Raw genomic sequence first — 13,949 nt, 5'->3', positions numbered from 1 at the left:
CATTCCCATTACCTCGCCCCGCCGCCCGCCCTACACCGCCTCCCGTCACCCCAGCGAAAGCTGGGGTCTCCCGCGGGGCAGGTGGCGGCCGCCCCACGATGAGATCCCAGCTTTCGCTGGGGTGACGGGCTCATCGCGGAGGCGTTTAGAGCGGGCGGGCTGCAGAAATGCTTGCGGGGAGCGACCGGCAATCTTCGCCCCATCCGGGTTGATGCCAACGCGCCCAACCTCAGCTAAACAAGACCCCCGCGGGCATCCGCGACGCCGCAACCTCTTCCACCCCGGGCCGGCGCAACACCGTGATCGTGTCCGCATCCCACCCAATCAACCCGCGCTCGGCGAACTGTCCCAACCAATAGTCCATGCACCACCGCCCCCAGGTCGCGCGGAACAGGCGGGCGTTGCGCACGATCGCATCGAAATGCTGATAGGCCGGCGTGTGGACGACATGATGCTGGTGATACGCCCGCGCCCCCCCGACCCACCACATCGCGATGTCCGCCCGCTCCAGCCGCGCGGCGAAGTCGGTCTCCTCGCCGCCGTAACCGACATAGCGCTCGTCCATGCCGCCGGCGCGATCCCAGTCCTCGGCCGAGATCGCGAACGACAGGCCCCATAATTCGCCGTGATCGGGTGTCGGCCGTATCTCGTCCAGCGCGATCGGCGGCTTGGCCGGATGGCGCTGACCGACTGCATCGAGCATAGCGAAATCGAGCCCGTCATCGAGTGCCCCCGCAGGCAGATACAGCACATCACCCAAGCGTATCCCGCCGGGCCATGCCGACGTCTCTGTATAGCATTCGACCAGGGTAGGCGACGGCACGCAGTCGACGTCGAGGAAGATCAGCTGCTCGCCTCTCGCCGCCTCCGCCGCCCGGTTCCGCGCCGCCGCCAGCGGCATCTCGTCCCCCGCGACGAACACCGACCGGATCGGAAACCGCGTTTCCGGCAAGCCGTCATGCGGCGCGTCCTGCATATACGCGATCACCAGCTCGTCGGGCGCGCGCGTCGACGCGTTCAGCCCGGCGATCAGGTTGACGAGATGCTCGCGCCGGCCCCGTACCAACGTCAGGACGCTGACACTCACGACGCCTTCCGGATCCCCGCCCCGACGCCGCGGAAATACGACACTCCCTCGATCACCCCGCGCGCATGATGCCCGACCGACACATAGCCGTGCGCGAGATCGGCACGCGAACCCAGCCCGTCCGAATAATTGCCGACGATGATCGCATGGCGCGACGATCGCAGCATCTCGATATCGTTGCCGCTGTCGCCCGCGACGATCACCTGCCGGGCGCCGAGCCCCAGTCGCCGCCGGACGTGCTCGACCGCCGTGCCCTTCGACGCGGCATGCGGCAGGATGTCGAGATAGCGCCCATGGCTCTGGATGATCGAACAGCTATGGCCGTGCTCCGCCAGCAGCGCGCGGACGCGTTCCGCCGCCGCCATGTCGCCGTCAGCGAAATAGCTGAGCTTGAACCGGCGTTGCTCGAGCGGACTTTGCGGCGTCAGCGCGGCATGGCGCGCGATCAGGTCGGCCACCGCCTCGCGGTCCCAGCCCGCGGCGATGATCCCGTCCCATTCGGTATCGCGGTCGTACACCGCGCCGCCGAGCGTCCGGTAGTAGATCTCCGACCCGACCGACGTGATCAGGATCTCCGGCCTCGGCGCATCATGCTGGCCGAGCACCGCCATCGCGCTGTGGAAGCTGCGCCCGGTCGCGATCGCGAACGCCACGTCGGTCTGCGCGCCGTGCCATTTCGCAAAATCGCCGACCCCGTCCGCACAGCCGATCAGCGTCCCGTCGATGTCCGATACCAACAGCAGTTCCGGCGTACGCGTCGCCGCCGGTGTCGCCGCGCCGATCACCTCGCCCAACAGTTCGGCGTAGAGCGCGACGTGCCGGTCCCAGTCATACGCGCGGATCGCTACTGATCCCGCCGCGGAATAGCGGGTCCACAGTGCCGGATCGGACAGGATCTTAAGCAGCCCGTCGGCGATCGCGGTTGGCGATCGCGGATCGATCAGGATGCCGTTGCCGCACGTCTCGACGATGTCGTTCGGCCCGCCGCTGTCGGTCGCGACCACCGGCAACCCGCTCGCCGCCGCTTCCAGCAGGGTCAGCCCGAACGGTTCGTTGAGCGCCGGGTTGACGAACACCCCCCGCCTCTCGCGTGCATGGGCATAGACCGCAGCGATGTCGTCGGGATGATGCTGCTTGGGATACGCCACCTTCCCGTACAGGTCGTACCGGTCGATCAGCTGCAGCAACTCGGCGAGGTTGTCGCGGATCTCCGGCTCGAGCGCGGTCAGATCGTCGCGCGTCCCCGCCAGGATCACAAGGTTCGCTGCCGCCTGCAACGCCGGCGAATTGCCATAGGCGTGGACCAGAGCCGCCAGGTTCTTCTTCGTGACCGGTCGTGCGATCGCCAGGATCACCGGCTTGCCGGGCTCGGTCAGGAAGCGGTCGAACAGCGCATCGACCTTCGGATCGGTCGGGCAGTTCGCGAATTGCTTCAGGTCGCTGCCCGGCGCGAACACGCGGATCCGGCCCGGATCATAGGCATCGTAATCGGCATATTGCACCTCGGCCTCGTCGCGCGACGAGGCGATGATCGCTGCCGCCGCGCCGATCGCTTCCTCCTCGATGGCGATGCGTCGATCCAGCCCGGCGGTCTCCGCACAGTCGCGATCGAACGCGGCGCGCTTCACCCGCCCCAGCGAATGCGCGGTGAACACGTACGGGATCCCGGTCCGCGCCGACACCCGCGCGGCAACCAGCCCGGCATCGGCATAATGCGCGTGCATCACGTCGGGCCGGCGGTCCAGCGCGTCGATATGGTCGACCAGCGCATCGACCAGGCTGTCATGCTCAGTCCACAGATCTTCCTTCACCAGATATGCGTCGGATGCGGTCGACAGCCGCACGATCCGCGTCTTCGCATCGATCCGCTCAACCGGCTCGGCATAGCATTCCGCATACACCGCGTGATGGAAGGCGCGCGTGACGATCTCCATCCGGTCGATCGCCGGATGCCGCCCGCTGGCCGTGACGAGATCCAGCAGATAGCGGATATGACCACCGGTATCTGCAGTGATGCCATATTCGACATCGATTGCGCGCAGACACCCCTGCAACGCGATATGGAGAACGAACACCCTTCCCCCGTTCATCTATGATTCAGACAACGGAACCGCTTGCGGGGTTGCGGGGTTCCCGGCACATGCCATCAAAATCCTTGATATTAATGCAGGTTAGTCAGTTCGCCAGCGCAGCGGTAATACGGTGAGAATCGGCCTGCTGACCTGGGCCTACCCGCCCGAAAAGAGCGGCCTTACCCGCGCCGCGCGTGAGATCGCGCAGTCGCTGGCAGGCGCCGGCCACCACGTTACGGTATTCACGATGGACCGCCGCGAGCACGGCCGAGACGGCCGGGTCGACGTGATCGGCTGTGCGCCGCGCGAAGGATCGCTGCAGGCACGCATCCGCAAGATTGCCGCGATCGGCCACCTCGTCGCACCGCTGGCCTTTCGCCGCGCCGTCGCCTGCGAACATCGTCGCGAACCCTTCGACGTAATCGAGGCGACCAACTGGTACGCGCCCGGCCTGGCGATCGCGCTCGCTGGCCCCGCCCCGCTGGTGACGCGCAACTCGACCCCGGCCGCGACCTCTGCCGCCACCGTCACGTCTCTTCGCGACCGGATCGATCGCCGGGCAGCGATGCTCGCCGAACGCCTCTCGGCCCGGCGCGGCAAGGCGCTCATCTCGAACACGCAGCTTCACGGCGAGAAGATCGCGGCGTTGTACGGCGTCCCGGCACCCGCCGCCGACGACCGACGCCACGCGGTGATCGGGCTCAGCCTGTCACCCGAGATCGTCGCCCGCGGCCAGGCCGCACCCTATCCCACCGGCACCCCTATCGAACTGCTGTTCGTCGGACGCGACGAGCACCGCAAGGGCTTCGACGCGCTGATCGCCGCGCTGAAGATCCTCTCGCGCCGCGCCGACGCCGGCATGCCAGAGTTCCGCCTGACCATCGTCGGCGTCCATGCCGAGGTTCTGAAGGCAATGCCGGCATCCGCCCGCGCACGCCTGCGCTGCCATCACCGCGTCGATGAACCGCTGCTCCACGATCTGATGGCCGCCGCGCACGTCATCGTCGCACCGTCGCGCTACGAGAGCTTCGGGCTCGTCTATCAGGAGGCGATGATGTTCGGCCGCCCCGTTGTCGCCTGCGCGGAAGACCCTAGTGCCCGCCTGTTCATCGGCGACAGCGGCGCGGGCCTGCTGGCAAAACGCTGTACCGGCGACGATCTCGCGACCCAAATCCAGCGCCTGATCGAGGACCCGGCGTTACGCGCGCACTATGCCGCCGCCAGTCGCAACGCATCGGGCATGTTCACCCGCGACACGCTCGCCAGCCAAACCATCGCCGCCTATCGCACTGCCACGGAATCATACGGCGCGAGCAGCAACGCCTCGTCCTCGGGCCGCCCCGCCCCGGTCGACATCGCTTCATAGATCCGCGTCCGCTCGCGCACCCGCTTGCCATCAAGCCGGTGTTCGAGCGCCCCTGCGAGCGCCAACGAACTCTGGTCGAACGGCACCACCGGCCGCTCGTGCACGCGCCCGGCAAAGCGGATGTCGCTGCGGTTCAGCCGGTACTGAATGTCGGGATAGGACGCCGACTGTACCCCATCGACCATGTTCCGCCGCGGCAACCCCAGCGACCGCAACCCGTCCCGGTCCGCCGCCGCCACCAGCCAGCCGAGCGCACTTAGCGACGCTGGATCGGGCCGCTCGTCGGTATCGATCTGCAACACCCACCGCGTCCGAATCACGTCCTGCAACCGGTTGCGCTGCGCCGCGAAGTCGCCCTCGAGAGGGTGCGCGCAAATCTCGACCCACGCCACTTGCGTCGCAAGCGCGCGGGCCTCGTCCGCGGTGCCATCCAGTAATATGACGATGCGGCCGAACGCATCGCGCAGATCGGTCGCGATAGCGACGATATCCGCCTCGTCCGCCGCCCGCGCCATGACGCCCAACCCGACCTCATGCGACACGATTACAGCCGGCGTCGCAACCACGCGAGCGGGGCTATAGTCGGCCGGAAAGCGTAGTCCCTCCGGAGCAACCGTCACCGGCTCGACCTCGAACCCGAACCGCCAGGCCGCGTTGCGAGCCCCCGCCGGATCGAGCCTCCAACCCTCGGCGGGATCGCACTGCAGATCGATACCGCCGCTCTTCAGGCGCGCAACGATCTCGCCGGCCAGCCGGTCGACATCCGCAACGTCGCGCACCAGCAAGCGGCAGTGGCTACACTCCGACCAGTCCTCGCGCACGAGCCAGTCCCAGTTCCCACAGATCGAACACCGCAATTGCATAGCCGCGCAACCCCCAGCACCGTGGCGGGTTCCGCCTCAATACCCCAGCGTATGCGCCAGCGACAGCAGCAGCCAGTACAGACCGCCCGACAGCAGCATCGCCACCGGCAGAGTCATCAGCCATGCCAGCGCCATGTTCATGACCGTCCGGCGCTGCAACCCGGCACCGTTGGCGACACTCGCGCCGGCGACGCCCGACGACAGGATATGCGTCGTCGACACCGGCAGGCCGTACCGCTCCGCCAGCATGATCGTCGCGGCCGCAACCAGTTCGGCGGAGGCTCCCATCCCGTAGGTCAGGTGCGTCTTGCCGATCCGCTCGCCGACCGTGACGACGATCCGCTTCCACCCGACCATCGTGCCGAGCCCGAGCGCCAGCGCGACCGTGATCTTCACCCAAGTCGGAATATAGCGCGTGCCCTGCTCCAGCTTGCCGCCATAGGCCTTCAGCGTCGTGATTTCCTGCGCGGTGAACCGCCCCTGCGCGCCCTTGTCGGCAGCGATCAGCTTGGTCGTGTCGAGCACCAGGTACATGTCGTTGCGCAGGTTGGGCGTCGCCGCGGCAGGCACCTTGCCGAGCGATCCATAGCCCGCGATCCGGCTCGACACGTCGTCCGACAGCGTCGCCAGCGCACCGTAGACGACCGGATCGGCCACCCGCTTCGATTTCAGCGCCCGCGTCACTTCGGTCCGCGCGGCATCGACGCTGGCCGGGGCGCCATCGGCATGCGCGACATACGCCGCCGATGCGGCCTGCGCTGCCTGGACGAACGCCGGTGTCGCGCTCTCGGGCATCGTCCGGTTCAGCGCATAGGCGGTCGGCGCGCAGCCGATCAGGATCAGCATGATCAGCCCCATCCCCTTCTGTCCGTCATTGCCGCCGTGCGCGAAGCTGACCGCGGTGCACGTCCCGATCAGCAGCGCGCGAATACCACGCGGTGGCGGCGTCTGCCCCTCGGGGGCCTCGTACAGCTTCCGATCGCGCAGGAACCGCTTCATCACTAGCAGCAGCAACAGCGCGCCGACGAAACCGACGATCGGGCTGAACGCCAGCGCGGACAGCACCTTCCAGACCTGCCCCATGTCGACGCCCGAGGTCCCGTCCGCACCACCGTTGATCAGCTGGTTGGCGAGCCCGACACCCAGGATCGAGCCGATGAGCGCATGGCTCGACGAATTGGGAAGCCCGACCGCCCAGGTCGCGAGGTTCCACAGGATCGCCGCGAGCAGCAGCGCGAAGATCATCGCGAACCCGCCCGCGCTGCCGACATGCAGGATCAGGTCGACCGGCAACAAGGTGATGATCGAATAGGCGACCGCCCCCGACGACAGCATCACACCGAGAAAATTGAAGAACCCGGACCAGACGACCGCGAGCGGCGCGGGCATCGAATGCGTGTAGATGACGGTGGCGACCGCGTTGGCGGTATCGTGAAACCCGTTCACGAACTCGAACCCGAGCGCGATCAGCAGTGCGAGCGCCAGGAACGCGAACGCCCCGCCCGCCAGCGTCTCGCCGACCTGCGCGGTATCGGTGGCGATGCTGAACCCCGCATATGCGAGCCCGCCGACCAGGATCGCGAGGAAGATCCACCGCCCCGACGGATGCACCGCATGGTCGAGCCGGGGACCCGACGGTGCAGTACGCAGGCTTGCGATCGACTCGGACACCGCGATCGACGCCGGAATTATGCTGGTTGCCATGATGCCCCGCCATCGCGCAGCCGCGTGACGCTTTTATGACAGCCACGGTTTAACCTGGGTCAGGCGGCTACGGAAGAAATGCAGACGCCGCACGCCGCCTCGAAACTGCCCACCTTCCCGGGGCGCCTGCTCCGAAGCGCGGGCGCTCATACCCGCTTGCCCCACCGGCCCCCGTTCCCTACCTGTTCACCGGTGAACCAGATCGCCCAAACGTCCGCGCCGCAAGCAGAGCCTCCCTATCTCCGCGGCCTCAATCGGCCGCAGCGCGAGGCGGTGTTGACCACCGATGGCCCCGTCCTGATCATCGCTGGCGCCGGCACCGGCAAGACCGCGGCGCTCACCGCCCGGCTCGCGCACCTGATCTTCACGAAGAAGGCCTGGCCTTCGGAGATTCTGAGCGTCACCTTCACCAACAAGGCCGCACGTGAGATGCGCGAGCGCGTGGGGCGGCTGGTGGGCGATGCGGTCGAGGGGATGCCGTGGCTCGGCACCTTCCATGCGATCGCAGCGAAGATGCTGCGGCGCCACGCCGAACTGGTCGGGCTGCAATCGAACTTCACGATTCTCGACACCGACGACCAGTTGCGGTTGCTCAAGCAGCTGATCCTCGCTGCCGACATCGACGAGAAGCGCTTTCCGACGCGCAGCCTCGCAGGGTTGATCGACCAGTGGAAGAACAAGGGCCTCGTCCCCGCCGATATCGATGCGGGCGAGAGCGAGCGCTACGCCAATGGTCGCGGCGGCGAGCTGTACCAGCAATACCAAGCTCGCCTGATCGCGCTTAACGCGTGCGATTTCGGCGACCTGCTGCTCCACATGCTCGTCATCCTGAAGACGCATCGCGACGTGCTGAGCCTGTACCAGCAGCGCTTCAAGTACATCATGGTCGACGAGTATCAGGACACCAACTCGTCGCAATATCTCTGGCTGCGGCTGCTCGCGCAGGAGCGCAAGAACATCGCCTGCGTCGGTGACGACGACCAGTCGATCTATTCGTGGCGCGGCGCGCAGGTCGAGAATATTCTTAAGTTCGAGCGGGATTTTCCGGGGGCGAAGGTCATCCGGCTGGAGCAGAACTATCGGAGTACGCCGCATATTCTGGGCGCTGCGTCGGGCGTGATCGCGAACAATGGCGGACGCCTCGGTAAGCAGCTCTGGACCGAGCGCGACGTTGGGGAGAAGGTCAAGGTCATCGGCGTGTGGGACGGCCCGGAAGAAGCGCGCCGGGTCGGCGAGGAGATCGACATCGTCCGCCGCTCGGGCAAGTCGCTAGACGAGGTCGCGATCCTGGTCCGCGCGCAGCACCAGACGCGCGAGTTTGAGGACCGCTTCATCGCGATCGGCATGCCGTACAAGATCGTCGGCGGCTTCCGCTTCTACGAACGCGCCGAGATCCGCGACGCGCTGGCATACCTCCGCGTCGTCAACCAGCCCGCGGACGACCTCGCCTTCGAACGCATCGTCAACGTCCCCAAGCGCGGGCTCGGCGACAAGGCGGTCGCGCGCATCCACCAACTCGCGCGCGCCACCGGCACACCGCTGACCACCGCCGCGGCGCGTATCCTCGACACCGACGAACTGACCGGCGCCGCAAAGAAGTCGCTAGGCCGGCTGGTCGGCGATATCGCCCGCTGGCGCGACATGGCGACCAGCCTGCCGCACGCCGAGCTAGCGCGCCAGTTGCTCGACGAGAGCGGCTATACCGCTATGTACCAGGCCGAGAAATCGGTCGAGGCGACCGGCCGCCTGGAGAACCTCAGCGAACTCGTCCGCGCGATGGAGGAATACGACTCGCTCGGCGCATTCCTCGAACACGTCTCGCTGGTGATGGACAACGAGGGCGGCGCGCAGGATCCACAGGTCACGATCATGACCATTCACGCCGCCAAGGGCCTCGAATACGACACGGTATTCTTGGTCGGCTGGGAGGAAGGGTTGTTCCCGTCGCAGCGCTCGTTGGACGAGGGCGGCGTGAAGAGCCTCGAGGAGGAACGCCGCCTAGCCTATGTCGCGATCACGCGCGCACGGCGCTTGGCGGTGATCCTCCACGCCGCCAACCGCCGCATCTACGGCCAGTGGAACTCGTCGATCCCCTCGCGCTTCGTCGCCGAGCTCCCCGCCGAGCACATCGACACCGAAACCACGATGTCCGGCGGCGCGAGCCTCTGGCAAGCCAACTGGTCCGACCGCGCCGACCCCTTCGCCGACGTCGCCCGCGGCACTGGCCGCGGTCCCGGCTGGCAGCGCGCGTCAGGCACGGGCAGCACATTCTCTACCAAGCCCGCCCGCGTGGTGGAAAGCCGATCAAGCGCCGTCAGCCTCGGCAACAAAGGCCGCGACGACTTGTCGCTTGGGATGCGCGTTTTCCACCAGAAGTTCGGCTATGGCGCGATCGCCGAAATCGAAGGCAACAAGTTGGAGATCGACTTCGAGCAGTCTGGGCGAAAGCGGGTGATGGATAGCTTCGTGACAATAGGGTAGCTCGATGGCTAACCAAAAAAAGCGACATCACATCGTACCTGTGGTTTATCTTGAGCGGTTCGCCGACGATAGAGGAATGGTTGTTGTCACTCGCAAGGACGCACCGGACGCATTCACATACTCGCGTCCCACGGAAACCGGTTTCAGGCGATATTATTATAGCCAACCGGTCGAAAACGGATCGCAGAATAACAACGCCCTGGAAGATATATTTTCAAAACTTGAAAGCGAATGGGACATTGTCGCAAAAACTTTAGAAAGCCGCAATCCCGCCAATCATATTCTATCGTCTCTACTAGGATTTGTTGGCCTTCAAAGGGTACGAGTACCGGCGTTCCGGGACGCGATTGAGCATTCTATGGAGCGATATGCTCGGCAGGCCTTTGATCGTCTCAAAGGTGAAGGCAAAATGGAACCGCCGTTAGAATTTCCCAATTTGTTGGATGAGATACAGATTACGATCGATCCTCACCAATCTATTCATGCGATGGTCTCGCTTATGGCAAAGCTTGGACCTGCATTGGAACGCTTCGGTTACACGATAGCTCACAACGAGACATCAATTGATCTAATTACCAGCGACAACCCAGTCTGTTATTTTAAGTCGGGTACGATCGAGACGATGGTTCCCTATCCGCTCGATGCTAACCATCCCCAGGAGTTTCTCTTTCCAATAAGCCCTCGAACGGTTCTGGTAGGGTCTACCGTTGATCGTCACAGGTACCGAAGTCGTGGCTTGAAGCACGTCCAGACCAAGGACGAGGCCAAAATCCGCAAGTACAATCATATTATCGCGCGATTTGCGTATGAAACGCTTTTTTCAAAGTCCCCCCTGCCTACGGCGTTCGTTGTTAGCCATGCAGAGAAATCGCCGGTGTTGGCCCCGGATTTTGCGGGTTTTGGTCCCAATGGCTTTTTGCTACCGCCTTTCATATTGGGCTCGCGTCGAAAACTTCTGAAGTACCGCTGAGCGATCCACCGTCGAACTTCTGGTACCAGCGCCTCCGCTTGAGCAAGTTAGGTAACCGTAAAGCGCACTGCCGGCAGGATATGCTAGGGTCGAGCGAGCAACACGCTGCCTCACAATATGTACCGCAGCCGACAACCTCGTTCAGGAACGATGTCTCTCGACAGCCGTATCAACGGCGCATCCCGATCATCGGGTTCGAGAGGACATCTCATGAAGTTTACGCATCTCATCGCGGCCGGGTTGGCCTTCGCAACGCTTGGCCTCGGCACCGCCGCTCCTGCCGAAGCGCAGCGCGATCGCGGGTATAGCCAGCAGCGTCACGACGGCGATCGTGGCGATCACCGCGGCGACCGTCGCGATTTCCGCGGCAATGATCATCGCGGCGACCGCCATGACGACCGCCGCTATCGCGGCCGTGGCAACGATCGTCGCAACTGGAACAACAATCGCCGTTGCCGCACCGAGTGGCGCCATCATCGCCGCGTGCAGATCTGCCGTTGAGATAGCGCTTGATATCGAGCGGGCGGTAGCGCGATGCTGCCGCCCGCTCTCGTTGTGACCATCTAGAAGGATCCGGATCATGAAGCGTTTTCTCGGCACGGCTGCGTTGATTGCAGCCACTTGCCTGTCCGCTGCCACGCCAGCCGTCGCGCAGAGCAACGCCGACGACGCGCGCTTTGCCGCTGCGCAGGCGCGACTCGACAGCGAACTGCAGATTTTCCGCCAGGAATTCGATCGCTACCAGTCGACCCGTGGCAATCGTGGCGGCTACGCGCCACAGGGCGGCTATCGCCAGGCACCGGACCGCAGCGGCGGCTATCAGGACGCGTATCCCGACGAGCGCGACGAGGGGAATTACGATCCCTCGCGCTATTATCGCGCCGGTCCGAACTATCAGGAACGCACGCTGGCGACCAGCGACCGCGTCTATGCCGGGCAGGACGGCAAATATTACTGCAAGCGCAACGACGGCACGACCGGACTGATTATCGGCGCGGCCGGTGGCGGCATTCTCGGCAACGTCATCGACGGCGGCCGTTCGCGCATCGTCGGCTCGCTGCTCGGTGCAGCCGCCGGTGGTCTCGCGGGCCGTGCGGTGGACCAGAACAACAGCCAGGTCCGCTGCCGCTGAACTGAACCGGACTCTGATCCCCCCCCGCCAGGGGGAGGTGTCGCCGAAGGTGACGGAGGGGGAGGATGCGGAACAGCGGTCTGCCCGCCCCCCCTCCGTCAGGCTATGCCTGTCACCTCCCCCTGGCGGGGGAGGATAACGCCCCTACTTAGCCGGGCCGACCAGCTTTTGCGTGAAGTACGTCATCTGCAACGCCTGCAGCCGAGCACCCTGCTCGATATCCGCATCGCCCGAATGCCCGCCGGCGGTGTCCTCATAGTACAGATACGGCAGCCCATATTCCTTCAACCGCGCCGCGAACTTTCGTGCATGCTGCGGCCCGACGCGGTCGTCCTTGGTGGTCGTCCAGATATACGGCTCCGGATACGCGACGCCCTTCCTGATGTTCTGATAGGGCGAGATCGTCTCCAGGAACGCCTTCTCCTCCGGCACGCTCACCGAGCCATATTCGTCGACCCACGACGCGCCCGCCGCGATCCCCTCGTACCGGATCATGTCGAGCAGCGGCACCTGGATCGTCACCGCCTTCCACAGATCTGGATGCTGGTTGAACTCGACGCCCATCAGCAGCCCGCCATTCGACCCACCATAGATGCCCAGCTTCGCCGGACTCGTGAGCTTGCGCGCGAAAAGGTCCTTCGCGACTGCGGCGAAGTCGTCATAGATTACCTGCCGCTTGGTCTTCCGCCCGGCGTCATGCCATTTCGGCCCGAACTCGCCGCCGCCCCGGATGTTGGCGAGCACATACGAGCCGCCCCGCTCCAGCCACAGCTTGCCGGTGCTCCCCGAATAGCTCGGCGTCATCGATACCTGGAAACCGCCATAGGCCGTCATGATCGTCGGCGTCGTACCGTCGAGCACGATGCCCTTCTTGTGAACAACGAAATACGGCACCTTCGTACCGTCGGTGGACGTCGCCTCGAACTGCTCGACGACATCGTTCGACGCATCGAACTTCGGCGGCAGGGTCTTGATCGGCTTCGGCGCGGCACCCGTCGCCGCATCCAGCGAATAGAGCGACGTCGGCGTCAGGAACCCCGTCACCGTTAGATACGCATCGTCGCTACGATCCGTCGTGCTCGCCACGTCGATCGAGGCATTGTCCGGCAAAGCGATCGGCTTGGCGGTCCAGCCCCCTGCCCCGTGCGTAAAGACCGACGCGCGACCCCGCACATTGTCCGACACCACCAGCAGCAGCTTCGACTTGGTCAGCGCCATCCCGTCGACCGACTGGCGCGGCCCCGGTGCGAACACGATTGTCGGGTTGATCGTGCCCTTCTCGACCTCGGCAAGCGGCGCGGAAGCAACCGCCCCCTCGGGGATCTTGCCCCAAGGATCGCTGGTCGAGAAGATCACCTGCCCGTCGATCATCCCCACCGGAAACGTCCGGTCGGGCAGCGCGAGCGGCCGCGTCCCGGCCGGCGTCCATACCAGCTTGTCCGCGCCGAAGAACGTCTTGCGCCGCTGGATCACGATCAGGCGGTTGCCCTTCTCGTCGGTCAGCACGTCCGCGCCGGTCGGCCCCTGGTCGGTCGCCGCGCCGCGATACACTTCGGTCGCGGCGGTCAGCGGAGCGCCGCGCTTCACCTGCTTCAGCACGAACGCATAGCCCGACTGCGTCGTCGTCCCCGCCCCCCAGTCGCGCGCGACCAGCAGCGTATCCTTGTCGACCCAGCTCGCATCCTGCTTAGACTTCGGCAGCATGAAGCCGCCCTCGACGAACGCGCCGGTCGACAGATCGAACTCGCGATACGTCACCGCATCCTCGCCGCCCTCCGACAGCGCGACCAGACACAGTCGCTCCTCGGGCTGGAGGCAGGTGGAGCCCTTCCACACCCACTGTTTGCCCTCGGCCTTGCCCAGCGCATCCAGGTCGAGCGCCGTCGTCCATTTCGGCGTCGCCGAAGCGTAATCCGCCGCACTCGTCCAGCGCCACAACCCGTGCGGATGCTCGGCATCGCGCCAGAAATTGTAGATCCGCCCGAACATCTGGTTCGGCATCGGAATGCGATCCTTCGCCGACGCGATCGCCAGCGCTTCGGCATAGAAGGTCTTGTAGCGCGGATCGTTCTGGAGGCGGGGCAACGTCTTCGCGTTCTCGGCCTCGACCCAAGCGAGTGGCTTTGCGCCGTCCTTGTCCTCGAGCCAGATATACGGATCGGTGGCGGTGTCAGTTTTGGTCATCGGTGCGACTTGGGCAAGCGCGGCGGCGCCCGCAAGCCCGGCCGTCCCGCTCAATATCGTCGCAGCAAGCATCGATACCAGAACCCGCAT

The 13,949-nt window shown here is 65.2% G+C and carries 10 protein-coding genes; 5 read left to right on the top strand and 5 right to left on the bottom strand.

Annotated features, from left to right (window positions below; translation table 11 throughout):
* Positions 1-229: 229 nt before the first annotated feature.
* A complete protein-coding gene (locus AC3D24_RS00590) occupies positions 230-1,087 on the bottom strand; it encodes a glycosyltransferase family 2 protein (protein WP_489027274.1) in 858 nt (285 codons plus the stop codon).
* Complete coding sequence (locus tag AC3D24_RS00585) at positions 1,084-3,162, bottom strand: HAD-IIB family hydrolase (protein WP_489027273.1); 2,079 nt, start codon at positions 3,160-3,162, stop codon at positions 1,084-1,086. The genes AC3D24_RS00590 and AC3D24_RS00585 overlap by 4 nt, the downstream gene beginning before the upstream one ends.
* Before the next feature lie 127 nt (positions 3,163-3,289).
* On the opposite strand from AC3D24_RS00585, the gene AC3D24_RS00580 reads away from it, so the two are divergent.
* Positions 3,290-4,525: a glycosyltransferase family 4 protein gene (locus AC3D24_RS00580; protein ID WP_489027271.1), complete on the top strand. Its 1,236-nt coding sequence runs from the start codon at positions 3,290-3,292 to the stop codon at positions 4,523-4,525.
* Here the strand turns inward: AC3D24_RS00580 and AC3D24_RS00575 are convergent.
* Together AC3D24_RS00575 and AC3D24_RS00570 are read right to left on the bottom strand one after the other, a co-directional pair.
* On the bottom strand, positions 4,441-5,346 hold the full coding sequence (locus tag AC3D24_RS00575) for a glycosyltransferase family protein (RefSeq protein WP_489027269.1): 906 nt from the start codon (positions 5,344-5,346) through the stop codon (positions 4,441-4,443). The two genes, AC3D24_RS00580 and AC3D24_RS00575, sit on opposite strands and share 85 nt — an antisense overlap.
* A 78-nt stretch (positions 5,347-5,424) precedes the next feature.
* The gene (locus AC3D24_RS00570) at positions 5,425-7,092 is read right to left on the bottom strand and encodes an inorganic phosphate transporter (protein ID WP_489027267.1); all 1,668 of its coding nucleotides are present in this window, start codon (positions 7,090-7,092) and stop codon (positions 5,425-5,427) included.
* A 201-nt stretch (positions 7,093-7,293) separates the two neighbouring features.
* Here AC3D24_RS00570 and AC3D24_RS00565 point away from each other — a divergent pair, with 201 nt between their 5' ends.
* The 4 genes from AC3D24_RS00565 (at position 7,294) to AC3D24_RS00550 (ending at position 11,675) form a co-directional block, all read left to right on the top strand.
* Positions 7,294-9,573, top strand: a complete 2,280-nt coding sequence (locus tag AC3D24_RS00565) for an ATP-dependent helicase (protein ID WP_489032989.1) — start codon at positions 7,294-7,296, stop codon at positions 9,571-9,573.
* A 4-nt stretch (positions 9,574-9,577) separates the two neighbouring features.
* Positions 9,578-10,543 (top strand): DUF4238 domain-containing protein, encoded by a 966-nt coding sequence (locus AC3D24_RS00560; RefSeq protein WP_489027265.1) that lies wholly within the window; start codon positions 9,578-9,580, stop codon positions 10,541-10,543.
* A 210-nt stretch (positions 10,544-10,753) separates the two neighbouring features.
* On the top strand, positions 10,754-11,044 hold the full coding sequence (locus tag AC3D24_RS00555; RefSeq protein ID WP_489027264.1) for a hypothetical protein: 291 nt from the start codon (positions 10,754-10,756) through the stop codon (positions 11,042-11,044).
* Positions 11,045-11,123: 79 nt separating this feature from the next.
* Positions 11,124-11,675 carry a glycine zipper 2TM domain-containing protein gene (locus AC3D24_RS00550; protein WP_489027263.1) on the top strand — a complete coding sequence of 184 codons (552 nt, stop codon included), beginning with the start codon at positions 11,124-11,126 and terminating at the stop codon, positions 11,673-11,675.
* Positions 11,676-11,819: 144 nt separating this feature from the next.
* On the opposite strand, the gene AC3D24_RS00545 is transcribed toward AC3D24_RS00550, so the two are convergent.
* A complete protein-coding gene (locus AC3D24_RS00545) occupies positions 11,820-13,949 on the bottom strand; it encodes a prolyl oligopeptidase family serine peptidase (protein WP_489027261.1) in 2,130 nt (709 codons plus the stop codon).

The organism is Sphingomonas sp. SL1004 (assembly GCF_057815015.1).
Note: the sequence above shows the minus strand (reverse complement) of the source record. Positions and strands in the feature narration are given on the sequence as shown.

Bases quoted from the DNA above. Each gene is read 5' to 3' on its own strand.
- AC3D24_RS00560 (WP_489027265.1), top strand. From the start codon at position 9,578: ATGGCTAACCAAAAAAAGCGACATCACATCGTACCTGTGGTTTATCTT.
- AC3D24_RS00570 (WP_489027267.1), bottom strand. From the start codon at position 7,092: ATGGCAACCAGCATAATTCCGGCGTCGATCGCGGTGTCCGAGTCGATC.
- AC3D24_RS00550 (WP_489027263.1), top strand. From the start codon at position 11,124: ATGAAGCGTTTTCTCGGCACGGCTGCGTTGATTGCAGCCACTTGCCTG.
- AC3D24_RS00545 (WP_489027261.1), bottom strand. From the start codon at position 13,949: ATGCGGGTTCTGGTATCGATGCTTGCTGCGACGATATTGAGCGGGACG.
- AC3D24_RS00555 (WP_489027264.1), top strand. From the start codon at position 10,754: ATGAAGTTTACGCATCTCATCGCGGCCGGGTTGGCCTTCGCAACGCTT.